22 protein-coding genes are annotated in these 24137 nt (G+C 25.4%); 5 read left to right on the top strand and 17 right to left on the bottom strand.

Annotated elements, in window-relative coordinates; all coding sequences use genetic code 11:
• Nucleotides 1-21: 21 nt before the first annotated feature.
• The 3 genes from N747_RS0100520 (at nucleotide 22) to N747_RS0100510 (ending at nucleotide 3848) form a co-directional block, all read left to right on the top strand.
• Complete coding sequence (locus tag N747_RS0100520) at nucleotides 22-1746, top strand: ABC transporter ATP-binding protein (RefSeq protein ID WP_024563370.1); 1725 nt, start codon at nucleotides 22-24, stop codon at nucleotides 1744-1746.
• Complete coding sequence (locus tag N747_RS0100515) at nucleotides 1743-3539, top strand: ABC transporter ATP-binding protein (protein WP_024563369.1); 1797 nt, start codon at nucleotides 1743-1745, stop codon at nucleotides 3537-3539. The genes N747_RS0100520 and N747_RS0100515 overlap by 4 nt, the downstream gene beginning before the upstream one ends.
• A 114-nt stretch (nucleotides 3540-3653) precedes the next feature.
• Nucleotides 3654-3848, top strand: a complete 195-nt coding sequence (locus N747_RS0100510; RefSeq protein WP_024563368.1) for a hypothetical protein — start codon at nucleotides 3654-3656, stop codon at nucleotides 3846-3848.
• Between the two features lie 732 nt (nucleotides 3849-4580).
• On the opposite strand, the gene N747_RS0100495 is transcribed toward N747_RS0100510, so the two are convergent.
• The 6 genes from N747_RS0100495 to N747_RS03970 all read right to left on the bottom strand — a co-directional run bounded on the left by N747_RS0100495 (nucleotide 4581) and on the right by N747_RS03970 (nucleotide 7543).
• Nucleotides 4581-4772, bottom strand: a complete 192-nt coding sequence (locus N747_RS0100495; protein WP_024563367.1) for a hypothetical protein — start codon at nucleotides 4770-4772, stop codon at nucleotides 4581-4583.
• A complete protein-coding gene (locus N747_RS03980) occupies nucleotides 4750-4872 on the bottom strand; it encodes a TGBp1 family protein (RefSeq protein WP_240992279.1) in 123 nt (40 codons plus the stop codon). The genes N747_RS0100495 and N747_RS03980 overlap by 23 nt, the downstream gene beginning before the upstream one ends.
• Nucleotides 4873-5074: 202 nt before the next feature.
• Nucleotides 5075-5986, bottom strand: a complete 912-nt coding sequence (locus N747_RS03715; RefSeq protein ID WP_024563366.1) for a DUF2963 domain-containing protein — start codon at nucleotides 5984-5986, stop codon at nucleotides 5075-5077.
• A gap of 216 nt (nucleotides 5987-6202) precedes the next feature.
• Nucleotides 6203-6457 (bottom strand): hypothetical protein, encoded by a 255-nt coding sequence (locus N747_RS03975; RefSeq protein ID WP_240992278.1) that lies wholly within the window; start codon nucleotides 6455-6457, stop codon nucleotides 6203-6205.
• Between the two features lie 787 nt (nucleotides 6458-7244).
• Nucleotides 7245-7355: a DUF2963 domain-containing protein gene (locus tag N747_RS03710; protein WP_240992277.1), complete on the bottom strand. Its 111-nt coding sequence runs from the start codon at nucleotides 7353-7355 to the stop codon at nucleotides 7245-7247.
• A gap of 20 nt (nucleotides 7356-7375) precedes the next feature.
• The gene (locus N747_RS03970; protein ID WP_240992276.1) at nucleotides 7376-7543 is read right to left on the bottom strand and encodes a hypothetical protein; all 168 of its coding nucleotides are present in this window, start codon (nucleotides 7541-7543) and stop codon (nucleotides 7376-7378) included.
• A 706-nt stretch (nucleotides 7544-8249) separates the two neighbouring features.
• Here N747_RS03970 and priA point away from each other — a divergent pair.
• Nucleotides 8250-10691 carry a replication restart helicase PriA gene (gene priA, locus N747_RS0100455; RefSeq protein WP_024563365.1) on the top strand — a complete coding sequence of 814 codons (2442 nt, stop codon included), beginning with the start codon at nucleotides 8250-8252 and terminating at the stop codon, nucleotides 10689-10691.
• A 387-nt stretch (nucleotides 10692-11078) separates the two neighbouring features.
• On the top strand, nucleotides 11079-12344 hold the full coding sequence (locus tag N747_RS0100445) for a hemolysin family protein (protein ID WP_029783859.1): 1266 nt from the start codon (nucleotides 11079-11081) through the stop codon (nucleotides 12342-12344).
• A 353-nt stretch (nucleotides 12345-12697) separates the two neighbouring features.
• Here N747_RS0100445 and pth read toward each other — a convergent pair whose 3' ends face one another.
• The 11 genes from pth to N747_RS0100380 form a co-directional block, all read right to left on the bottom strand.
• Nucleotides 12698-13264: an aminoacyl-tRNA hydrolase gene (pth, locus tag N747_RS0100435; RefSeq protein ID WP_024563363.1), complete on the bottom strand. Its 567-nt coding sequence runs from the start codon at nucleotides 13262-13264 to the stop codon at nucleotides 12698-12700.
• Between the two features lie 296 nt (nucleotides 13265-13560).
• Nucleotides 13561-13902: a 30S ribosome-binding factor RbfA gene (gene rbfA / locus N747_RS0100430; RefSeq protein WP_024563362.1), complete on the bottom strand. Its 342-nt coding sequence runs from the start codon at nucleotides 13900-13902 to the stop codon at nucleotides 13561-13563.
• Between the two features lie 3 nt (nucleotides 13903-13905).
• Nucleotides 13906-15777, bottom strand: a complete 1872-nt coding sequence (infB, locus tag N747_RS0100425) for a translation initiation factor IF-2 (protein WP_024563361.1) — start codon at nucleotides 15775-15777, stop codon at nucleotides 13906-13908.
• A 154-nt stretch (nucleotides 15778-15931) separates the two neighbouring features.
• Complete coding sequence (locus tag N747_RS0100420) at nucleotides 15932-16189, bottom strand: YlxR family protein (RefSeq protein ID WP_024563360.1); 258 nt, start codon at nucleotides 16187-16189, stop codon at nucleotides 15932-15934.
• A 5-nt stretch (nucleotides 16190-16194) separates the two neighbouring features.
• On the bottom strand, nucleotides 16195-17268 hold the full coding sequence (gene nusA / locus N747_RS0100415) for a transcription termination factor NusA (protein ID WP_024563359.1): 1074 nt from the start codon (nucleotides 17266-17268) through the stop codon (nucleotides 16195-16197).
• Nucleotides 17269-17512: 244 nt separating this feature from the next.
• The gene (locus N747_RS0100410; RefSeq protein WP_024563358.1) at nucleotides 17513-19369 is read right to left on the bottom strand and encodes a DUF2779 domain-containing protein; all 1857 of its coding nucleotides are present in this window, start codon (nucleotides 19367-19369) and stop codon (nucleotides 17513-17515) included.
• 199 nt (nucleotides 19370-19568) lie between these two features.
• Nucleotides 19569-20027, bottom strand: coding sequence for an SsrA-binding protein SmpB (gene smpB, locus N747_RS0100405; RefSeq protein ID WP_024563357.1), 459 nt, complete (start codon nucleotides 20025-20027; stop codon nucleotides 19569-19571).
• Between the two features lie 262 nt (nucleotides 20028-20289).
• Nucleotides 20290-20832, bottom strand: a complete 543-nt coding sequence (locus N747_RS0100400) for an inorganic diphosphatase (RefSeq protein ID WP_024563356.1) — start codon at nucleotides 20830-20832, stop codon at nucleotides 20290-20292.
• Nucleotides 20833-20905: 73 nt separating this feature from the next.
• Nucleotides 20906-21610 (bottom strand): TrmH family RNA methyltransferase, encoded by a 705-nt coding sequence (locus tag N747_RS0100395; RefSeq protein ID WP_024563355.1) that lies wholly within the window; start codon nucleotides 21608-21610, stop codon nucleotides 20906-20908.
• A gap of 107 nt (nucleotides 21611-21717) precedes the next feature.
• Nucleotides 21718-23007 carry a tRNA uracil 4-sulfurtransferase ThiI gene (gene thiI, locus N747_RS0100390; protein ID WP_024563354.1) on the bottom strand — a complete coding sequence of 430 codons (1290 nt, stop codon included), beginning with the start codon at nucleotides 23005-23007 and terminating at the stop codon, nucleotides 21718-21720.
• 736 nt (nucleotides 23008-23743) lie between these two features.
• A complete protein-coding gene (locus N747_RS0100380; protein WP_024563353.1) occupies nucleotides 23744-23953 on the bottom strand; it encodes a hypothetical protein in 210 nt (69 codons plus the stop codon).
• Nucleotides 23954-24137: the final 184 nt, after the last annotated feature.

The following is a 24137-nucleotide window of genomic DNA, read 5'->3' as shown; positions in this document are numbered from 1 at the left end:
AGGAATTGTGAGTTTAGACTAATGAAAATTATTTGGAAATATTTATTCAAATACAAAATGTTGTTGTTATTAAATTTAATTGCTGTTTTGTTTGTTTGTTGTAGTGAATTGGGAATACCTTTTATAATTGGTAAGTTTATTATTGATTATAATAAAAACCAACTTGATCCTTTAGCACTTTTAGGGCTTTTAACTTTATGTGCTTGTTGTGGTTTTATAGGGAATTTAATCCTTAATTATTGTGCTTCCAAAGTATCATCCTTGCTTTTTCAAGATTTAAGTGGTGATATTTTTAAAAAAGTACAGACTTTTTCGCCCACTGAGATGAAACAATTAGGTATTTCTTCTATCCTTAACTATACTACTTTGGATGTTTTTCAAGTAATGAATTTTATTTCTGTTTTTTACCGTACTGCTGTTGTATCTCCTATTATGTTTGTAATTAGTGTTATTGCTATTTTTTATGTAGCTTCTTTTTTGCTTTTAGGAATCCTTTTTGTTGCTCCTTTTTTAGTTTTAACACTATTTATTATTCTTAAAAAATCCTATATTTTATCACAACAACAACAAAAAAAATTAGATGAATTAAATGTTATTACTCGTGAAAATTTGATTGGGATAAAATCTATTCGTGCTTTTCGTCAAAGTCAATATGAAACTTCTCGTTTTTCTAAAGTAAATCATAAATATAGTTTTTTTTCTATTAAATTATTTAATTTTATGGTTGCTATTGATCCTATCTTTTATTTGTTTTTAAATTGTTCTATTTTGATTAATGTTGGGGTAGGAGTGTATTTTTTAACCCAAGAGCATCCTGGTTTTACTACAGGTAAACTTCTTTCATGTATTGATTATCAATTTCATGTTTTATTTGCTATTTTGGATTTTTTATTACTCTTTATGATGTTTCCTAAAACTTTGGTATCTGTTAGAAGAATTGAAAATGTTTTAAATATTACACCTAAAATAAAAAATGTTTGCAAACCTTTAAAACCTCAAATACCTTTTAAAACTTTGTCTTTTGAAAATGTTACTTTTACTTATCCTGATGCTACACAACCTATGTTAGAAAATATTAATTTTAGTATGAAACAAGGACAAATTGTAGCTTTTGTAGGTGCTACTGGTTCAGGGAAATCCACCTTAATAGGGCTTATTCCTCGCCTTTATGATGTGTGCGAAGGTACTATTAAAATTAATGATATTGATATTAAAGAATATGATCTTAATTATTTGCGTAATAAAATTAGTTTTATTTCTCAAAAAAATGTTTTATTTAAAGGAACTATTAGAAGTAATTTAGCTTTTGGTAAACAAAATCCTCACGAAAACCAAATGACAGAAGCATTGCAAATTGCTCAAGCTTATCAAATTGTACAAAATAAAAATCATAAATTTAATGAAAGAGTAAGTGAATTAGGCACTAATTTTTCAGGTGGACAAAAACAAAGACTTTCTATGGCAAGAGGATTTCTTAAAAAACCTGATATCTATATTTTTGATGATTCTTTTTCAGCTCTTGATTATAAAACTGAATATGAAATTAGAAAAGCTTTTTTTGAAATGAAAGGCCAAACCTTAGTTTTAATTGTTGCTCAAAGACTTACTTCTGTTATTAATGCTGATAAAATTATTGTCTTAGAAGAAGGAAAAATGAAAGCTATAGGGACTCATCAAGAATTAATGAAAAATTGTCTTCTTTATCAAGAAATTGCCAAATCCCAAAATTTAGAGGTTGTTGTATGAAAAGAATTTTTAGATATTTAAAACCTTTTAAAAAACAAATTAATTTAGGACTTTTCTTAATTTTTGTATCCTCCCTTTTTAATGTTTTTTTGTTTTATTTTGAAGGTAGATTTATTACTGATGAAATTCAAAAATATTATAAAGATTGCAGTTCCTTTTCTGTTCCTTTTTTTGGCAACAATATTATGCATTATATTATCTTTATTTTATGTGTTAATCTATTTTTATATTTTGTTGTTGTTATGTGTCGTATCTTTTTTAATAAAATGTTAATTTCATCTATTCATCAAGGGATGAGAGATTTGCGTCAAGATGTGCAAAAAAAAAATCATCGTTTACCTATTAAATACTTTGATTCTAATACTTTAGGAAATATTATGAGTCGGATGACGAATGATATTGAAGTTATTTCTAATGCCTTACAACAATCTTTTTCTATTATGTTAGCTTCTTTTTTAATGATTGTAATGATTGTTTGTTTTATGTTTGTTTTACATTTTTTTTTAGGTATTATCGTCTTTATGATGATTCCTTTTTCCTTTTATGCTATTTATAAAGTGTTTACTAAATCACAGAAAATATTTATTCAAAGGTTTGATGCATCAGGGAATTATCATGGTTTTTTACAAGAAAAATATACTGGATATAAAGAAATTATTTTATATAATCAACAAAATACAGTTATTAAAGAGTTTAGTTATCAAAGTAAATATTTAGAAAAGTTAGTTTTTAAATCTAATTTTTTGTCTGGATTAACTTCGCCAATTGTATGTTTGTTTACTCATTTTACTTTAATTGCAGTTAGTATGATGGGTTTTTTTTTGATTGAAGGCCATCATAATACACCTCTTTTTTTAACTAAATTAGGAGTAGGAGTTATTGGAATAGGGCTTTTTAGATGTTTTTTACAATTTGTTTGGCGTTTAGGCAACCCCATTATTGAAATAGGTCATATGTCAGTTTTATTACAATCTGCTAATGCTGCTTCTAAAAGAGTATTTGCTTTTTTAAATGAAATTGAAGAAGCTCCTGAAGTGCTTAAACCTCAAGTTATCGCTAATCCTCAAGGAGAAGTTGTTTTTGAAAATGTTTCTTTTGGTTATAATAAAAGAGATATGTTATTAAGGAATATTAATTTTGTTGCCAAGCCAGGACAAACCATAGCTATTGTAGGTCCTACAGGTTCTGGTAAATCTACTTTAATTAATCTTTTAATGCGTTTTTATGATATTAATGCAGGGTCTATTAAAGTTGATGGAGTTGATATTCGTGAGTTAAAAAAAGATAATTTAAGAACTATTTTTGGAATGGTATTACAAGATACTTGGTTTTTTAAAGATACTATTTGGCAAAATATTAAATATGGTAAACAAGATGCAACTGATGAAGAAGTAATACAAGCAGCCAAACAAGCTCAAGTTAATTATTTTATTAATACTAAGCCTAATGGTTATCAGATGCAAATTAATGAAGAAGCAGATAATTTGTCTCAAGGAGAAAAACAATTAATTACTATTGCAAGGACTATTTTAAGTAATCCTAAAATATTAATTTTGGATGAAGCTACTTCTAATGTAGATACTAGAATTGAAATTTTGTTACAACAAACTATTCAAAAGTTAATTCAAAATAAAACTGCTTTTGTTATTGCTCATAGATTGTCTACTATTGTTAATGCTGATAAGATATTAGTACTTAATAGAGGGGCTATTATTGAACAAGGAACACATCAAGAATTATTAAATTATAAAGGATTTTATTATAAACTATATCAAAGTCAATTTCAAAAATAAGATATAATATTAATATTAAATATAAAGACCAAACTATTTATATAGTTTGGTCTTTTCCTTATTTGTAAGTAATTATTTTATTATTTAAAGATTGTTTAATGTTTAGGAGGTGATATGTTACGCCTTGCAAGTGTTTTTAAAATACTTTTTGGTTCCTTGTATTTTGAGTGGAGTTTATGTCAAAGTATAGGAATTACTTTAATTATGAAAAATAATGCTACTATTGGTGGGAATAATGTTATTCAGTTTATTTTAAAAAATAAATTAAAAATTTCTTTTTCTCTACTGTATTGTGAAAATATGGATTAATTATTTTACTTTGTTTTATCTTGGAATTTTTTCAACCCGTAATAATAAAACTTACGCCAGAAAAAATTTATTTAAATTATCTTAATTCCATTATTATTTTTTGATGATTATCTTTTTAATTTATAAATTGTCATCTAAAATGCCAATTCCACTAAGTAAGAAAAACAAATCTAAGAAAACTAACAAATTTTATAAAGCTAAAATAAAAAAAGCAAAAACACGTAATTACAATAAGAATAAAAATGCCTAGTTTTAATAATATAGAGTATTAAAAATACAAACACTTTAATTAGAAACACACATATGTTAAATTCTAAAGATAGTTTTTTAATAGATTAGCAAATGTTAAGTATACAAACCAATAAAAAGTAATACATATTTTTCTTTTTATGGTTTTTTTTAATATTTGCACTTATAAACTCATATTTATTTATTTATATATATATAAATATATACTTTTGTAATTTGTATTTTAATCCTTGCATTTATAATTACAGACCTTTTCTTTTTAGGTTTTGTTTTTGCCCTAGTTATTACATCTTTAATAGCAGTAGTTAGTTTTTCTTTTGTTGTTAGTGCACTAATCACTCATTTATTTTTATTAATTAAACATAAAGATAGTATAAATTAAACCATTATTTCTTTCAACAAATTCAATAAAATCACTAATTTCAATTAATAAACCATCAAAAGTTATTAAATTATAATAATTTAACTTTTCATAATACAAATTTAATAACAATTCAAAAGATTTTTTAAAACTTTATTATCAATTTTAATAAATGAATAACAGTTTTCTTTTTGAAAAAATGTTCTAATTTCATAATTATCTTTTAAATATTTTTCTAATTCATCATCATTATAAGAAGAATAATCTTCTTTTAATGATAAAAATAATTTATCATAAATAATATTTAGTAGCATTAGTAGATACCAAAATTAAAGGTTTTTCTTTTTCTTTTTTTCTTAATTTTTCAATTAAAATGGTAGTTTTGCCAGAACCAGCTACACCATGTATATACATGCAAGAAGCATCTGAATTAATAATATCTTTGTGTTCTTTTGATAAATCTAAATGACATCTTGTTCTCCTTTATAATATTAAAAACTCCCTAAATCCCCTAAAGGGGACTTTATAAGAGGTGTGTAATAGATATTCTAACGTTGTAACGGCTGGCCGCCTAGTTCGCTCTGCTCGTCTTTGAATACTTTTATATTTAATTTATTTAACTATTCAAACTAAATCCAGCAGCTTTTAATTCTTGCACAGTAAATCCAGCAGTTTTTAATTCTTGCAAAGTAAATCCAATATCTTTTAATTCTTTTGTAGTAAATCCACCATCTTTTAATCCGTATGCAGTATATCCAGTAGCATCTTTTAATTCTTTTGCACTAAATCCAGAATCTCTCAATTCTTGTGTAGTATATCCACCATATCTTAAATCCTCAATAGTATATCCATCATCTTTTAATTCTTTTGCACTAAATCCTAAATCTTTTAATTGAGAAATATCAGCAGATAATTTCTTAAAATCTGAAATATTTTGATAAAGTTTGGTTTTAAAAAATTTAATTTTACCATTTTTATCTATTTCTTTAAATTTTTCTTCATTATCATCAAATTCTTCAATGTAATTATCAATATTTTTACGTTTCATTAATTTTTCATTAACAGGATTATATTCCATCCAAACACCATCTGATAAAGTTTTTTTAATCATTTTCCCATGAGAACCATATATGGTCACAGTATGGTATTTATCAGTTGACTTTAATAACATACCGTTATTAGGTTCATATTCCCAAATTGTATCATCTTTATCAATTTTTTTAACTAATTTATGATTAAATAAATTATAATATTCTTTTGTTCCATCTTCTCTTATAAATTCATAAGGAACAGATTTTAAATGATTTATTTCAGATTGTAATTCCTCATTTTTTTTATGTAATTGTTCGTTTAATTCATTAGCTTTTTTCTCAATATTCGCTTCCAATAAAAATCGTCTTTCTTCGGTTTCTAAATGACATTTATAAGCAATCCCACCTATCCAAAACACAAAAAAAAGTAATGTTCCAGAAGTAATTAAAAAGGGAATCATTTTATAATATTTATTGCCTATTCTAAAACTTGACATTTTTAAATCTCTTTTCTATTATCAAAAATAATTAAAGCGTTTTTTTTATCACTTTCAAATACCCATAAATATAGGAAATTAATGAAAAATGATAAAACAAAACTCAATATTATTATAACTTTTTTCAATAAAAATAAAAAGAATTTTAAAACATTTAAAATAATATCTAATATTATTAAAACAATTTTAAATAAACTATTACCAATAACAACAATATTAAAAATAAAAATTAATAACATTTAAAAGAATATCAACATTATTTTTTAAAGTTCTTTGTGTTACTTCTGCTATTAAAGACGACACGTCTTTAACAGCAGAAGTAACAACTGGCACTGCATTAACCATTATAGAAATAATTCTTGTCAATCCTGCTACAGAAGCGATTGAAGTAAAACCACCCACAGAAGTTAATAATACTAAATTATCTAATATATTAGGTATTTCTTTTAAAAGAACCAATAATTCTTTCATAATTAATTGAAAAATTTCAATAATTAATATAAAAAATAAAAATAAATAGTTAAATAATTTTAAATGATAAATTAAAGTTGTTAATTGTTCCCATATAAAAATAAATATAGTTTTTATAATATTATAAATATTAATAAAATTATTATTCCAACCAACATTAAAACCAAACAAAAAAGATGATTTAGTAAAAAAATACTATAAAAAATAATATATAATAAATAAAAAAAATCTTTAAAATCAAAAGAAATTAAATATTTTAAAAAATTAAAATTTCATATAAATCATTATTATTGTTTTCTTTTTTTCTTTTTCATCAAAAATACCTTCAGAAAAATTAAGATTTCCGTATTCTCCAAATTCTTTAATCATTGTTTCAACATGTTTTCTATATACACCTAAATAATTTCCCATTTCACTAACACTAATTCTACCTTTTTAAAGATAATGATTCACTATATCTCGTAATTCATCACTAAAATCATATTTACTTTTCAATTCTTTAATATACAAATAAAAATAATAAATTAAAAAAAAACAAAAATCATTGAAATTAAAGAAATAAATATTTTAGATTAAAAAACATTAATTATTAATTGTTGTATATCCATTAATCATTCCTTTCTATAAAATTATTTAAAATATTTAATTCCTTTATTATTTCAAAAATAACCCAAATAATTAATATAATTTTTCTTTGCTTATACATTATATGGATAAGTTTTTAATCTATAATAGTTCCGTCGGAATTGTAATAAGTTTCTTTAATAATTTTATCACGAGAGTTATATTATTCAATACAATCAATTGTTTTACCATCAATTTGATAATAAACTGCTTTAATTCTTTTACCTGTATCTTGGTTATATTCTTCAATATAATTAATTATTTTACCATCCATTTTATAATATGTTTTTTTGATTAAATTACTTGTGTATTTGTTATATTCTTCACAATATAATCAATTATTTTACCATAAGATTTATAATGAGTTATTGAGGGATATTTAAGTAATGGAGTTTGATGTTGTTGTTGTTGTTCTATTTTGTCTCTAATTTCTAATTCTTTATTATTTTTCAACCTTTTCATAATCTACTTTTTAAAAACAATGAATTATACTTTATTCAACATTTAAATAATGCATGTAATTTTAGTTGAATCAGGAACAATAATGCCAAACTTATATAAAACAAAAATAAATATACCACTAAGGGCAATAAGTGTTAAAACTTGTCTTAAAGTCATTTTATTATAATCCTTTCTTTTATATACTTATAATAATTACTTAGATAAACTCAAATAACCTTTTGAAGCAAAATAAAGCAAAAAAGGTATAACAATACCTAAAGTAGGTAAAATCCAATATGTAAAAAACTTCCTAAGGTTAATTTATTTCTTCTAAAAGATTTTTTACTGTAATAAGAACGTCTGTAATTTCTCGCCATTTTAATCCTCCTTTTTTATTTTTATTTAATAAGAAAAATATTTTTTAGTATTTAGAAACAATAAAGAAAGTTTTAATTTATACTTTAATCCTGTAAGAAAAACTTTATCTATTTATAAAAAAATATAACATATTATAAATAGCTTACAATTTTAATCAATAAAATATTATAGTTCAAACAACAACAAACAGACATAATTAGAAAAAACACATTAATTACATTCAACCAAACCTTAAAGAGACTTTTTTAAAATTCTTTTTTTTATTAATCCTAAATGATTTATAATTTTGTTATAATTGAAGTATTAAACACACAAACACCAAAGCAATAAGGAAAGCAAGTATAAAACATTGATAGCTGAAATAATTATAGATATAAAAACTACATATCAAGGAATCAACAAACCTTTTGATTATTTGGTACCACCCCATTTTGAAAAGATAATAAAAAGGGCAATGAGAGTTGTTGTTCCTTTTGGTAATGCTAATTTACAACGCTTAGGCTACGTTATCAATTTAAAAGAAAATAGCCAATTCAATAAGAGCTTAAAAGAAATAATAACTATTTTAGATGAAACTCCTTATTTTAATCAAGAATTTTTTTTATTATCTCAAGAAATGTTAAAAACTCCTTTTATCATTAAAGCCTTAGTTTATGAAACTATTTTCCCCAAAGAATTTGTAAAATCTTTTTTAAAAGAAATTAAAATTATAAACAAGGAGTTTTTACCTGAAAATCTCAAAGGTTTTTTCACAAACAAAAATAAACTTTTTTTAAATCCCAAAAATAAATCCCAAGAAAAACTTTTAGAACATTTCACAAAACTATCTAAGAAAAAAATTGTCATAATCAAAGATATTTTACAACTCAAAGAAAAAAACACTGAAAAAAAAATATGCATTTACCACCTTAATCCAAAATCAAGCGAACAAAAAGACACAAAATTAACACCCAAACAAAAAGATTTTGTTGAAAAATTAAAACAATTAAAACCTTTGAAAATGTTAAATAAAACAAACTCAAATGAAATCAAACATAGCAAACAAAAAATAGAAATTCAAGAAATCACAAGAAAAAAAGCCTTAGAATTAACTTCAAACAGCATTATTCAATCATTAATCCGCAAAAAAATCATTTTACAAAAAGAAAAAAAAATAAGTATAATTTTGAATCACAACTTTGATTTACTTACAAAAGACAAAAAAATAACTTTGAATGAAGAGCAACAACAAATATTGCAAAAAATAAATCTTAACTGCCATAAAACTTATCTTTTGCATGGAAAAACGGGATCAGGAAAAACTGAAATTTATCTCCATTTAATTACCAAAGTTCTCAATCAAAATAAGCAAGTTTTATTATTGGTACCCGAATTAATATTAATAGCTCCTTTAATGCAACGTCTCCAAGCCAAATTTACAAACAAAAATATAGCTATTTTACATAGTTATTTAAGCCCCAAAGAACATTTAGACCAATTTTTAAAAATCAAAGAACAACAAGCCTGCATTGTTTTGGGAACTCGTAGTGCTATTTTTGCTCCTTTAAATAATTTAGGAATTATCATCATTGACGAAGAACACGACGAGGCTTTAATAGAAAAAGAGCGCGCCACTTATGATGCAAGAAACTTAGCACAAATAAGGGCTAAATACCACAAAATTCCTTTAATTTTAGGAAGCGCAACTCCTTCTTTGGAAAGTCATTATCAAGTTTTACAAAAAAATTATCAACTTTTAAGCCTTACCAAAAGAGCTTTAATTGATGCTTTTCCACCCATCGAACTTGTTGACATGAAAGAAGAATTAAAAAAAGGCAGTTTAGAACCTTTTTCCCAAACCCTCCAAAATGCCTTAAAGGAAGTTATAGCCAAACAACAACAAGCCATTTTATTTATCAACACCAAAGGTTTTGCGCCATTTGTTTTATGCCGTTTTTGCGGCTTTGTCCCAAAATGCCATAAATGCAACAATAGTCTTACTTTTTATCAAAGACAAGAGCTATTAAAATGTAGTCATTGCAACTATAAAGAGCAATTTACAACAAAATGCAGACGCTGTTCCAAAGAACAAATAAAAGAAGTCGGCGTTGGTATCGAATACATCGAAGCTTATCTCCAAAAAGAATTTTTACATGCAAGGATTATCAAATTTGATTCAGATACTATCACAAAAATTGGTCAATACGAAAAATTATGGAAAGATTTTAATCAAGAAAAAGCAGATATTTTGTTAGGAACTCAAATGATTGCCAAAGGACTTGACTTTCACAAAGTTACTTTGGTAGGTATTTTAATGGCGGATTGTTTACTCAAAATTCCTAGTTTTAAAGGCTCAGAAAAAACCTTTCAATTACTCATCCAAGCAGCAGGACGTTGTGGCAGAAAAGAAAAAGGAAAAGTAATTGTACAAAGTTATAATGTAGATCATTTTGCAATTAATGCAGCGGTTAAATATGAAGAAAAGAGTTTTTTGAGAAAACTTTTAGAAGAAAGAAAAATGTCACAAAACCCTCCATTTGGATATATCAGCAAAATTTTAATCTCTCATAAAGATTTTAAAAAAACTTTTGATATTGCTTACCGCATCAAAGGGGTATTGGCAAATCGTTTTTCACATAAAATAACTGTTTTAGGTCCTGTTTTGTCACTTATTCCTAAAAAAAATAACCGTTATCGCTGTTTATTGACACTAAAATATAGCATTTGGCCTTTGAATCTAGATTTTATTTTGGAAAACAACATTCACCAAGATGCTTTAATTATTTTTGATAGGTTCGCTAATTTATTGTAAACAAATTACAAAATCAAAAAATAAATTAAAATTTTATTGAGGAAATAAAAAGCAACACCAAAACAAAATTACCATTCTTTTTTATTGCTTTTCAATATTTCCTATTAACAAAAAAATATGTACTAAAAAAATCCAGCAAAAACAATGCAAAAGCAACAATTATTTCACTTCACAAATTGACATTTTTTATTATTTATGTTAAAATGAAATCAGTTAGTTATTAAAAATATAAATTAAAGGTGAGGTATTGTTTCAAAAACATATGGAAGATAGTGATAGTATAAAATTTAGCACAATAAATATCTTTAAAAAAAAGACGTTTGTAAATAAAAAATCAAATTTAGCAAATAAAAAATTGTGCATTAATGCTAAAAAGTGTTTTTTCTTATGAATCCGATAGTCATATTGATTATTTTAATCGCATTAAATGCTTTTTTTGCAGCTTGCGAAATATCTTTTATTTCTACTAACGAAAGCAAAATTGAATTAGATATAAAAAAGGGAAATAAAAATGCTCTAAGGGTAAAAAAAATCAAAGCCAAACCAACCACTTTTTTATCAGTAATTCAAATTATGATTCATATAATTACTTTTTTTCAAGGAAATATTGTAACATCTTATTGGCTAAGAGAGAAAGAGGGTCATTTTTCATTACATAAAATCGGAATTGAGGCTTTAATTATTACTCTTTCTATTATTTTTGGAGAATTAATTCCTAAACGCATAGCAATGCATGCACCTTCCAAAATTGCTTATCTTTTTTCTGGTTCTATTTCCTTAATTGCTTGGTTAATTACACCTTTAGTTTGGATTTTGACTAAAGTAAGTAATCTTTTTCTTATTGTTTTAGGGCTAAATCCTAACAAAAATAGCATACAAGTTTCGGAAGACGAACTACGCTTAATGTTAACTTCAAGTTATAAAAAAGGCATCATTGACAAAGATGAAAATAAAATGATTCAAAATATTTTTGAATTTGATCACACAAACATTTCTGAAGTAATGCGTCACCGCACCGAAATAGTTGCAATTGATGTTGAAATTACCAAAAAAGAATTAATTAAAACTATCCAAAATGAAAAATACACACGTTTCCCAGTTTATGAAAATAGTATTGATAATATTATAGGCATTTTACATGTTAAAGATATTTTTAATTATTTAATGTCCTCAAACCCAAATAAAATTTTTGATTTGAAAAAATTCATTAGAAAACCTTATTTAGTGCAAGATGTCCAAAATACTAGAGAAATATTTCGCGAAATGAAAAAAAACAAAACCCATATAGCAATAGTAATTGACGAATATGGTGGCACAGCTGGAATAATTACTTTTGAGGATTTAATTGAAGAGATCTTAGGTGAAATTTCTGACGAATACGACAACGAAGAGCTAATGATTAAAGAAGTTGCCAAAAATGAATATATTGTCAATGGATTTGTTAATTTAGAAGAAGTAGCAGAAGCAATTAAATTAGAATTTAATACTGAAGATTACGATACTTTAAGTGGTTTTTTAATAGGCAAATTGGGAAGATGCCCCAACCAAAATGACAAAAATACCGAAATCATTTATAAGAATTTTAAATTTAAAATCTTAAAACACAATGATAAAGTAATTTCTCAAATCAAAATCACAAAAATAGATTTATAACAATAAACAAAATACAACAAAACAAAATACAACAAAACAAAATACAACAAAACAAGTTTTTTAATAGGCAAATTGGGAAGATGCCCCAACCAAAATGACAAAAATACCGAAATCATTTATAAGAATTTTAAATTTAAAATCTTAAAACACAATGATAAAGTAATTTCTCAAATCAAAATCACAAAAATAGATTTATAACAATAAACAAAATACAACAAAACAAAATACAACAAAACAAAATACAACAAAACAAAAAGAGCAAATATTTCTCATATTTGCTCTTTTTTTATACCTTTATAAATTTGTTCAATTAAGAAATCATTTATTTTCAAATAAATAATAAGTAGTAAAAATCAAAGTTTAGAATTATAACCATTCATCAAAATATTAAAATCAACATCTTGAATAAAATTAAATATAATTTTATTAATAATATCGATGTTTTTTAAAATGTTTTTTTGAATTCTTGAATTCACAGGTGTTAAAAGATATTGATCCAAAGGCATGCAAGAATCTAAACTGACTCCTATTTTTAACCTTTTAAATTGTTTAGTGCCTAAACGATCAATAATATTTCTTAATCCGTTATGCCCTCCATGACCACCTTTCATTTTTAACTTTAATTTTCCTTCATCCAAATAAATATCATCTACAATAACTAAAATATTTTCTATCTTAATGCGATATTTATTTATAATTTTTTTCACCACTTCACCTGAAAAATTCATATATGTTTGTGATTTAATCAATAATGCTTGATAATTATTAAAATTAATTTGATAAATGTGGGCATTTGTGTCTTCCTTCAAGATTTGATATTTATTTTGACTTAAAAAAGAATCAACAACAGCAAAACCAACATTATGACGAGTATTTACAAATTTGGTACCTGGATTGCCCAAACCTACAATAAGTTTCATTATTGTCCTTTCTTTTTGTTGTGTTTTATTTATTTCATTTTATTATTTATGATAAGCAAAAACACAAAACAAAAAACCGTTTACAAATTTACTTTTGCAATTATATATTTGAATTATTTTACTAATTACATTATTTTTTTGAATTGCACAAAGAAAAGAAGTTTTAATTTTTGTATTTTGTGATCAAATTATTTTTCAATAACGACAATAACAAAATGCCAATACCAATTAAAAAAAGATGCCTTCATTAAAGCATCTCTTATATAAATTATTGAAACAAATAACAAAGAAAGAAATTATTTATTAATATCTTTTAAAATATTTTCTATATGACGCCCATAAGATAAAGATTTATCATATTTAAAAACTAAATCAGGGATTTTACGAAAATTTTTAATTTTTTTAGCTAATTCCAACCGAATAACAACTTTATTTTGTTCAATAGTTTCTTCTGTTAATTTCAAAACAGTTGGATCATCACTTAAAATAGTGTAATAAACATTAGCAAAAGACAAGTCTTTTGTTACTTTAACATCGGTTAAATTAATATATCCTATTTGTTCGTCTTGAATAATATCATTAATTAACACCAATTCTTTTTGAATTAGACTGGATAGTCTTTCAGCTGTTGTTACCATTTTTTATTCCTCTACTTTGCTTAGTTTAGATGTTTCTATTATATCATTAATTTCAAAATCATTAAAACCATCAAGTAAAATGCCGCACTCATGACCTTGTTTGGCAAATTTAATGTTATCTTTGAGATGTTTTAAGGATGCAATTTTACCTTTAAATAAAACTTCATCATTGCGCATCACTTTAGCAAAATCGCTATTATTGACAATACCTTGTTTAACATAACAACCAGCAATATTACCAACTTTGCTAATATTAAAAATTTTTCTTACTTCTACTTTGCCAGTAACCACTTCTTCAAAAGTAGGCTTAATCATAGATTTTAATTTTTGTTCAATATCTTCGATAATGTGGTAAATAACATTATGAATAGTAATTTTTACTTCTTGTCTTTGAGCAGATTTGAATGTAGAAAAAGCAGGTTTGATATTGAACCCCATTAACAAACTGTCTGATGATTTAGCAAGAGCAATATCTGTTTCTGTGATTGTTCCAACAGTAGCGCGCAAAAGTTGCACTTTAAGATCAGATACTTTAATTTTGGCAATCATACCTTGAAGTGCTTCCAAACTGCCTTGAGTATCGGCTTTTAAAATTATATTTAGTTCTTGCGGTTTTTCGGTTTCTAAGTCTTGTAAAATATCTTCTAAATTAAGAGGTGAAAGAGTTTTGGCTAAAGTTTCTTTAGTTTGGGATTTTTTTTCAGCTACAATTTGGCGTGCTTGTTTTTCATTAGTAACCGCATAAAAAATATCTCCTGCTTGAGGAACTTCTTTTAATCCTGAAACTCGCACAGGTTGCGAAGGTAAGGCTTTGGTTAGTGTTTTTTTGTTTTCATCTTCCATAGAACGAATTTTTCCATAAGAAGTTCCAGCAACAACGATATCGCCTACTTTGAGGCTGCCATCACTTACAATAAAAGTAGCCACAGGTCCTAGAGATTTATCAAGGCTTGCCTCAATAACCGTTCCTTGAGCTTTTTGATCGAGATTAGCTTGTAAATTTTGGATTTCACTAACTAAAAGAATAATTTCTAATATTTTTTCCAAACCTTCTCTTTTTAAAGCAGAAATAGCAATATAAGGAGTGGTGCCGCCCCATTCTTCAGGTAATAAATCATAACTAGATAATTCTTGCATAATTTTTTGTGTATTATTGTTTGGTTTATCAACTTTATTTAAAGCAACAATAATAGGAATTTGGGCTTTTTGAGCGTGTTTCAAAGCTTCTAAGGTTTGTGGTTTGACACAATCATCAACTGCTACTACCAAAATACAAATATCAGTAATTTTAGCTCCTCTAGCTCTCATCTTATCAAAAGCTTCGTGTCCTGGAGTATCAATAAAAGTTATTTTATTGCCTTGGTATTCGACTTGATAAGCTCCTATGTGTTGTGTGATGCCTCCAAATTCTTTATCAACTACACGAGTTTTTCGAATGGCATCTAATAAGGTAGTTTTACCGTGGTCAACGTGTCCCATAATAATTACAATAGGAGGTGTTTTTTGTAAATTAATTTTTTGGTTGGGTTGGATTTGAGGTTTGGATTTAGTTAGGGGAGGCGTTTGTGGTTGAAGTTGTGTTGAGGTTTTTTCTTTTTGGGGTTCACTTACTTTAATATTGTAATCTTTGGCTAAAAGTTCAACAATATCTTTTTCTAAAGTTTGATTAACATCTGATTTAAGTCCTAATTGTAATAATTTTTTAATTAAAACAGCGCTGGTAATGCCAAAAACTTGAGCGATTTGAAAAACTTTGTCTTGGGGATTAAAAACATAGTTTTTACTAGCAAAATCGTTTTGCAAATCTGTTTCCTTGGATAATTTAGGGGTAGTTTTGGATGAATTTTCATTATTTGTTTTTTTGTTAAGGGTCATTTACATCCCTCCTTTAATTTTAATAATTTTGAATACATAAAAATAAAAAATTGCAAAATAAAAAATAAATTTAGTACAAAATAAAAAGTGTGAAGTGTGAAATGAATAAAGATATTTCAAAGATGGAAAAAATGGATAAATATAAAAATATTTACTAAGTTTGTGAAGCAATTAATTTTAAAAGGGTTTGATATATTTCTTCAGGCACTTGGGTTTTGAGTTTTTTATCTAAAAGTTTCTTTTTTTGCGACAAAATAACATATTCAGGTTTTAAAGTTAGATATGCTCCTCTTCCTTGAAGTACTAAATTAAAATCAACAGCTACTTTTCCTTGTTTAGTGCTATTTATTCTAATCATGTTTTTGATATCTTGAATTTTTTTAGAAACTATACAAGTGCGCAAAACAGTCATTACAATTAAATTAATCCTTCTATTTGAGCTTGATCTAAGGTTTTGATATCAATATTCCACTTAGTTACTTCTACTGCTAATTTAACATTTTTACCTAATTTACCAATCGCTAAAGAAAATTGATCGTCAGGTACAATTGCAAGAGCGTATTTGTTAATGTCGTCTTTGATAACAACTTGAAGGCATGAAGCAGGTTTGAGGGCATTTGCAATAAGTTCTTGGGGATCGTCGCTCCAAACAAATAAATCAACTTTTTCACCTTTAAGGATTTTAATAACATTTTTAATACGATTGCTTCTTTCGCCAATACAAGAGCCAATGGCATCTACTTGAGCATCACAAGACAATAAACCAATTTTGGTGCGCTCGCCAGAAATGCGGGCAACCCCTGCAATTTTAACAATGCCTTCTTGGATTTCAGGAATATTTTCTTCTAACACTTTAACTACAAGTCCCACATGATTGCAACTGACAAAAATCTTAGGCCATTTAGTAGTTTTTCTTACCTCTGACAAAAAAACTTGAATTCTTTCGCCTACTTGCATTTCATTATTAGAAGCAATTTCTTTTTTAGGAAGTAAGGTAGTAATTTCTTTTTCTAATTCCAAATTATAAAATTTGTCGTTTTCTGAAATAATTTTAGCACTAATTAATTTGCCTTCTTGTTGTTTGAAAAAATTATAAATGTTTTCTCTTTTCTTTTTTGTAAGTTCTTCGTTGAATTGATTTTTAAATTCTTTAACAGCGTATAGATTAAAATCTTTAGGATCAACTTTAATATCAATTACTTGACCTATTTTGGCATGAGGCTTGATTTGTTGGGCTTCTTCAAGAGTAATGGGAGTTGACTCTTTTAAATTAATAGTGCTCATAGTAGCTTCGTCAGCGACCAAAAATTGTTTATATAAAATAATTTCGCTTTTGTCTTCTTTTAACTGGATTTTACAACTTTTAACTTTATGATTTTTTTTGCAACCAGAAATCAATCCTTTAGCAAAAGCACCAATAACTTGGTCTTTATCTAAATCTCTTTCTTGAGCGATTTTATCTAAAAGTTTAAAAAAATTCTTACTAATCAAACGATACCTCCTAGTAAATGCATCTTGTTAGGTTTGGAAAATATTTAAAATTAACAAACGAAACCAACTAAACAAGATACAAAATAAAAAAAACAGTGATTTTTTACAAGCACCATTTTTATCTTTTAATGAAAAAAAATAACTCATAATATAATTATATCATTTACCCAAAGTAAATAACAATTATTTTATGCATCATTAAGGAATTTTGTGAGTAAAAAGGAGATAAAAATAATAAATTTGGCTATTGGACAATATCTTTAGGAGTTAAATATAAGAAATTAGGTTTTTTGGTTTGGCTAATAAGTCTTTTCAAAATTTTTACCATTACCCAAGTATCTTGTTTACAATATTGTTCTAAGGCTTGAAATTGCGCTTGGAATTGCAAAGGAGACATTTGAGGCAGTTGAATATAAGTTAAAAAAGCCTCAATACCATTTTGAATAACTAAATTTTGATAATTCAGATTGCAAAATAAAGGAGTAATTTTTTTAATAGAAAAAGAACCTTGCAAATGGGGATGATAAAAATTAATACCTGCGGCTTGTTCGGAATCAAATCCTAAGTTTTGATAAAAAGTTTTTCTGCCTTTTAGAAGGTCTTTAAGGTCAAAAATACGTGTAATAAGATTTTGGATTTGAAAGGCATATTCAGGAAAAAGCAAAGATAATTCTTGAAGTTGTGTTTTTTCAAAAGCTTTATGATAAACAATAATGGAGCCTCCATCATCTAAAATGGCATTGGTTAGTTTTTCTAATAAGATTTTTCTGTGATCAGAGTGATTGGGTGCCAAAAAAGAAACGTGATTTTTATCTTTATCGCACAAACCAGGGGATTTTTCGATGTGCAGTGAAAATTGAAATAAAGATTGAGTGTAGGGTTTTTCGCCCTTAAATCTAGGAAAAGGACAAGGAAAAGATTCAAAATCTAAATAATAAAGAGGATATTTTAAGGTTTGCAAACCTGCTTTAATCTTATCAAAACAATAATAAGGAAGCTTTTTTTGGGTAACTTTTTGTTGCACTTTATTATCAAAACGATTCAACCAAGAAAAAGGGATATCAGAAACATGATAATATTGTTGCAAAATTAACTGTTGTATTTCGTATTTTTTTTTATTTTTGGAGTCAAAAAAACCTAAATGATTATAAAAATAAGTAAAAATACTGTCTTTGGAAGGGATTTTTTCATAAAAATGAAGAATTTTTTCAGGCAACAAATAAAAAGCAGAAGTGTTTTTGGGTTTGGCAGTTTTGGAAGACAAATAAGAAAATAAAAGATTGGCATCATTTTCTAATATTTCAGTTCCTTGTTGTGTAATCAAAGTCAAATCAATAAAAGTAAGCAAGTTAGGATCCAAAGACTTATTACAACTTTTGTCATCCAAAACATAATCCGAATTAAGAACTACCAAATAATACTCTATTTTTTTCTTTTTTTGTGCCTCAGTTAAATTATTTTCAATTACCCATCTTTGATAAGTTAAATCATAGATGTATTTTCCTTCTTGTGATTCAGGATTAAAAAAAGTTTGCATTTTTTTTTGATAAGATAGATTATATTGGTTGGAAACCTTGCAAAAAGGCGATAAGGTGTTAGGGCTTGTATAATGGAAAAAAGGAATTTTTTCTTTTTTATCGTTTACAAATTGCAATTTTAAAAATTTTTTGCTAGTAGTAGTTTTAGTTTCAAAAATACGAATAGTGGTTTGGTCTTCTTGATATCCATCTAAAAAACAATAAAATTGATATCCTTGTTTATTCATTTGAAACTTTTTTTGTTGATGAGTTTCTAGAGAAAAAATAACTTCTCCTGGAAAATGTTTTTCCAAATAAGAACCTACCAAAAGCTCTAATTTTTTGTAATAAGGTTGCATAATGGCTAAATGTTTTTGGTTTAAAAAAACTTGATATTCGTCTTGCTCGCTTAGATTTTCTTTTAAAAAAGCAAGTTTTTTAGCATAAGTTTCTTCATTAATTAAATCTTTGAGTTCATTGGAAAAATCCAAAAGAAACTGAGATTTATTTTGATATAAAAACTTAAAATTCAAATATTTTAAAACTTTTAAAAACTTAATAAAACGAGTTTTAGAAATTTTCATTTATGTGTCCTTAATTATTGTCTAATTTGATATCTGCATAAAAGCAAAAAATACAAAATAATTGATTATTTTGTATCATTATTACTGCAAAAATTTAAATTGTTATAAAAAAGATTGTTAAATTACAAAAAAATACAAAATATTAAGCAATTTAAGTGTTTTTAATTGGGGATTTTTAATCATTAAAAAATACAAAGAGTTATTGTTTTTGATTAAAATTTTTTAATGTTTTTTGAATACGTAATTTAGCATCAAAATCTTTTAAAGCATTTCTTTTATCATGTTGTTTCTTACCTTTAGCTAAGGCAATTTCTAATTTAACTAAATTTTTATTAAAATAAACTTTCAAAGGAATAACAGACAATTTTTCAGTTTTAATTTTATTTTTAATTTGGATAATTTCATGTTTTTGCAACAAAAGCTTTTTAGTTCTATTTTCATCATATACCAAACAACAACTAAAAGGATATTTTAAAATAGTCATATTCACTATAAAAACTTCTTCATTTTTGATATGAATATAGGAGTTTAATAAATTAATTTTTCCTATTCTAATCGATTTTACTTCGCTTCCTAATAATTTGATTCCTGCTTGATATTTTTTCTTTTCTAAAGAATAATCATAAAATGCTTTTTTATTAGTGATAATTGTTTTCATAATTTAAACTTTTCCTTTACAAAATGAAATAAATGCAATAATCAAATTTGAGTTAGTAAGTATTTTTTCAAAAATAAGTTTGTTATACAGTAAGTATTTATCACCAATATTATTGTGAAATCTTTTTTTCTTTTTCAAACAATTTAATCAAATATAAATCAAATATTTAATTATAATTGAGTCTTATCAAAACTAAAAAAATCATTTTTTCAAAACAAATAAATGTTATTTGCAAAAATATAATAAGGCTCTTATTGCTTTTTTATTTCTTTAAAGAAGGTTTAATAAATTTTTGATAAGTTAAAAGACTTGTTTCAATAGCACTAAATGCTGCTTGTTTATCTTGTATAGCTTCAATAACTACTTTTTTCTTTTCTAAAGTTTTGTAATTTTCAAAAAAATGCTTAATTTCTGCAATCATGGGCAAAGGCATATCTTTTAAATCTTGTAAATGAGAAAAATAATTATCAAAAACAGGAACTGCAATTACTTTTTCATCTAATTCATTATTATCAATCATTTTAATTATTCCCAAAGGACGACATTTTACCAAAGTCATATGATCTAGGATTTCTTGAGATAACACCAAAACATCTAAAGGATCGTTGTCTTCACAATGAGTCAAAGGAACAAATCCATAATTAATCGGATAACGAAAAGCAGTTGTTAAAAAACGATCAAGCAACAAAAGACCTGTTTCTTTGTCAATCTCATATTTTTTTTTACTTCCTTGAGAAATTTCAATAACTACTATAAACTCTTCTTTAGTAATTCTTGCAGGATTAATATCATGTAATATATTCATTTTTAAACCTCTTTATTATTTTATTTATTTTATAATTTTATTTTTTTGCAATGAAATCTTTTATATTTGGCAATTACAAAAGATACATTAAAATACTTCCTGCAACTGCAACATTTAGGCTTTCGACATTTTGAGTGCAAATATTTACAAAATAATCAGAAAGGAATTCTGTTTCCGAAGAAATCCCTTGTCCTTCATTACCTAAAACTAATACTTTTTTAGGATGTTTTTTAGCATCTTCCATAGTAATATTGGCTTTTTGGGGAAAAGCACTAAAAATAGAATAGTTTTGTTCTTTAATTTCTTCTAAAAAAGATTTGGTATTTCCTCTTTTTAAGGAAAGCGAAAATAATGCACCTTGACTTGATCTAATAGTTTTTTCATGATAAAAATCAGCACTATGAAAACTAGCAAAAACTTTATTAAACCCAAAAGCACTAGCAGAACGCATTAAAGCTCCTAAATTAGCAGGATTTTGAATATCATCCAAAACTAAAATTTTATCAGACAATAAATTATTCTCTGAAGTAGGTTTACAAAGAGCTATTTGATCAAATACGGTTTTAGTTTGGGATAATTCTTTCATCAAAGAAGTCGCAATAAAAGTCCCTGGTTTTTCTTCATTAGAAGTAAAAATAGCAACAACAGAGTTATTTTTTTGTGCTTGTTCAATGAGATGATCACCATATACTAAAAATTGTTGATACAAATCGCGATATTTTTTTAATTGTAATTTTTTTAATTTTTTAAAAGTAGGATTTTGTTTCGATGTAATCATAAATTGTCCCTTGAATGAAATTAGTAAAACATAAAAATATAAAATTGTTTCCTTTTTATGCTCTTTTTAAATATTATTTTGTTGATTTTTTTATTTTTTGTATTTTACTATTGACTTACAATAGTTTGCTCTTTATTTTGTTCACAAAAATGCTTAATTGCTTGTTTTACATCAAAAAAACCATAATCACAGATGTTAAATTGCAAATGTTGGTCTATATTGAGAGTAATTGTATTTTGCAAAGCATCATTTAATAAGGCAAAATAATCTATTTTTTGCTCTTCTCTTTTAGCTTTTAGAATAGTTGGTTTAGTAGTAGGATTTTTAGGCAAATAAAGAGTACAACAATCATGAAAAGCACGAATAGAAATATCAAAAGTATCAATTTGTTTAGCTATTTTAATTATTTCATTTTTATCCATAGTAACTAAAGGTCTTAAAATAGTCATATTTGTTACTTGAGTGGTTGTCTGCATACTTTCCAAAGTTTGACTTGCTACTTGTCCTACTGATTCACCATTAATTAAACATAAATGATTTTTTTGACAAGCAAATCGAGAAGCTAAACGATACATCATCCGACGCATAATATTAATGATATAAGAATCTAGAACTGTTTTAGTAATTGTTTCTTGCAAATATCTAAAAGGCACTAAATGCAATTTAATTTGATTACCAAAAGCATAACGACTCAAAACTTTAGCTAAATCAATTACTTTTTGAATTGATTCTAAAGGAGTTAAAGGACTTGATTCAAAATGTAATAACTCTACTGTAATACCTTTTTTCATTGCTAAATAAGCAGATACAGGAGAATCAATACCACCACTCATCAAAACAATTCCTCTACCACCAGAAGAAACAGGAAACCCTCCTAAAGCTTGAGTTTCATCACTTTTCAAATAAAGATAAGCATTTTCTTTTCTAATAATAACATTTAAAATAACTTGAGGTTTTTTAACATCAACTATTAATTTATCTTCCAACTGCTTTAAAATTAAAGGAGCAATTTGTTGGGTTAATTCCAAACTTTTTAAAGGAAAACTTTTATCTTTTCTAGTAATTTCTATTTTAAAAGAAGTATTTTTTGTAATTTTTTCTTGCAACAACAAACAAGCTTTTTGAACAATATCATCTAATTGTCTACTTGATTGACTTACTACAACAAAAGAAGAAATCCCCGATACATAAGACAATCTTTTAAGAATTTCTTTTTCTAAACTTACATCATAAATATATTCTAGATAAGCATAGTCATGTTTAAAATATATTTGAACGTTGCAAAGATCTTTAATTTTATTTTGTAAAAATTGCCTTAATGTATTAATGAAAACTTTTTTATTTTTTCCTTTTAAAAATAATTCTCCAAATCTAATTAAAATTTTTTTCTGATACATAAAGTTCCTAACATCAATATTTTGTGTATGAATATTTTTGAATAAATTATATTTAAATATATTTATACACTTAAATATTAAAATATAATAAGTTTTTACAGCTTAATTATAACATGGAATATAACTATTTTTGTGATACAACTGCATATTGATAATTTTTTATCTTGAATACTACAATTATAAATTTATAATCCTCATTTAATAATATATCTTTTTAAAGAGATTGTTTTACTTCTAACTGTTCCAAAACTTATATTTTATATATTTTTGTCTTTTATGAATGGTGATGTAATCACTGGGCATTATTCCTTTTTATTTTTGTTTGTATAATAAAAAGAGTTATTTGGGTAGATTGATTTAAAGGGATTACAGTAAGTAGAATAAAAATAATAACCCCCTAAGAAAGGGGTTATTAGGAATAATAAAATAATATTTATTTTATTTCGTATAGGGTTTTAATAAAAAGTTCGACTGATGTGCGGATATCATTTTGGCATTGGTTTAAACAAATTTGTACAGATTCAATAATTGTATCATGCATATTTTTTTCTTTGATGTGTTTTAAATATTTTTTGATTGGTATTAGTTAATATTTCTCGATTATAATGTTTTATATTATTTTTGTGGTTGTTATAAAACTTACATTTTCAAAAATGTACTTTTGTTTTAAATTTTGGTCTTCTTGTGATAAAGTATTTATATCAAAATTATTAGTTATAGAGATTTAGACTAATAATTATAATTCCGTTTTTGTATCTAGGTCTTGTTTTGAAATTGGATTTCTTTGGTTTAGTGGGGGTTTGAAAATTTGATGGTGAGGTGGATGATTGTAAATTAGTTCCTTGTGAAACTTTTGTAGATGATTGGGTGTTGTTGTTTGTTCTGTATTGAGTTGGTTGGGTTGGTGGATTTGAGTTTTACTTTTTTGTATTCTTGTTGCTTCCATGCGAAATAAGCTGTTCCAACTAATCCCACTAATAAAGCTATTGAAAAAACAAAATTTGTTGTTTTTTGTTGTTTTGTCATTTTTAAATATTCTTCTTTAGGGGGTTTTTAGGGTTTATTTATTTTTGCCCCTTACCTTTTTTATTTTACTCTTTTTTTGAGTAAAAATCGCTCAAAATAGTACT

The organism is Candidatus Phytoplasma tritici (assembly GCF_000495255.1).
Lineage (GTDB): Bacteria > Bacillota_I > Bacilli_A > Acholeplasmatales > Acholeplasmataceae > Phytoplasma > Phytoplasma tritici.
Note: the sequence above shows the minus strand (reverse complement) of the source record. Positions and strands in the feature narration are given on the sequence as shown.

What these genes read in the sequence shown, in the direction of transcription:
- N747_RS0100520 (WP_024563370.1), top strand. Translation starts at nt 22, where the DNA reads ATGAAAATTATTTGGAAATATTTATTCAAATACAAAATGTTGTTGTTA.
- N747_RS0100515 (WP_024563369.1), top strand. Translation starts at nt 1,743, where the DNA reads ATGAAAAGAATTTTTAGATATTTAAAACCTTTTAAAAAACAAATTAAT.
- N747_RS0100510 (WP_024563368.1), top strand. Translation starts at nt 3,654, where the DNA reads ATGTTACGCCTTGCAAGTGTTTTTAAAATACTTTTTGGTTCCTTGTAT.
- N747_RS0100495 (WP_024563367.1), bottom strand. Translation starts at nt 4,772, where the DNA reads ATGCTACTAAATATTATTTATGATAAATTATTTTTATCATTAAAAGAA.
- N747_RS03980 (WP_240992279.1), bottom strand. Translation starts at nt 4,872, where the DNA reads ATGTATATACATGGTGTAGCTGGTTCTGGCAAAACTACCATTTTAATT.
- N747_RS03715 (WP_024563366.1), bottom strand. Translation starts at nt 5,986, where the DNA reads ATGTCAAGTTTTAGAATAGGCAATAAATATTATAAAATGATTCCCTTT.
- N747_RS03975 (WP_240992278.1), bottom strand. Translation starts at nt 6,457, where the DNA reads ATGAAAGAATTATTGGTTCTTTTAAAAGAAATACCTAATATATTAGAT.
- N747_RS03710 (WP_240992277.1), bottom strand. Translation starts at nt 7,355, where the DNA reads ATGGATGGTAAAATAATTAATTATATTGAAGAATATAACCAAGATACA.
- N747_RS03970 (WP_240992276.1), bottom strand. Translation starts at nt 7,543, where the DNA reads ATGAAAAGGTTGAAAAATAATAAAGAATTAGAAATTAGAGACAAAATA.
- N747_RS0100445 (WP_029783859.1), top strand. Translation starts at nt 11,079, where the DNA reads ATGAATCCGATAGTCATATTGATTATTTTAATCGCATTAAATGCTTTT.
- pth (WP_024563363.1), bottom strand. Translation starts at nt 13,264, where the DNA reads ATGAAACTTATTGTAGGTTTGGGCAATCCAGGTACCAAATTTGTAAAT.
- rbfA (WP_024563362.1), bottom strand. Translation starts at nt 13,902, where the DNA reads ATGGTAACAACAGCTGAAAGACTATCCAGTCTAATTCAAAAAGAATTG.
- infB (WP_024563361.1), bottom strand. Translation starts at nt 15,777, where the DNA reads ATGACCCTTAACAAAAAAACAAATAATGAAAATTCATCCAAAACTACC.
- N747_RS0100420 (WP_024563360.1), bottom strand. Translation starts at nt 16,189, where the DNA reads ATGACTGTTTTGCGCACTTGTATAGTTTCTAAAAAAATTCAAGATATC.
- N747_RS0100410 (WP_024563358.1), bottom strand. Translation starts at nt 19,369, where the DNA reads ATGAAAATTTCTAAAACTCGTTTTATTAAGTTTTTAAAAGTTTTAAAA.
- smpB (WP_024563357.1), bottom strand. Translation starts at nt 20,027, where the DNA reads ATGAAAACAATTATCACTAATAAAAAAGCATTTTATGATTATTCTTTA.
- N747_RS0100400 (WP_024563356.1), bottom strand. Translation starts at nt 20,832, where the DNA reads ATGAATATATTACATGATATTAATCCTGCAAGAATTACTAAAGAAGAG.
- N747_RS0100395 (WP_024563355.1), bottom strand. Translation starts at nt 21,610, where the DNA reads ATGATTACATCGAAACAAAATCCTACTTTTAAAAAATTAAAAAAATTA.
- thiI (WP_024563354.1), bottom strand. Translation starts at nt 23,007, where the DNA reads ATGTATCAGAAAAAAATTTTAATTAGATTTGGAGAATTATTTTTAAAA.
- N747_RS0100380 (WP_024563353.1), bottom strand. Translation starts at nt 23,953, where the DNA reads ATGGAAGCAACAAGAATACAAAAAAGTAAAACTCAAATCCACCAACCC.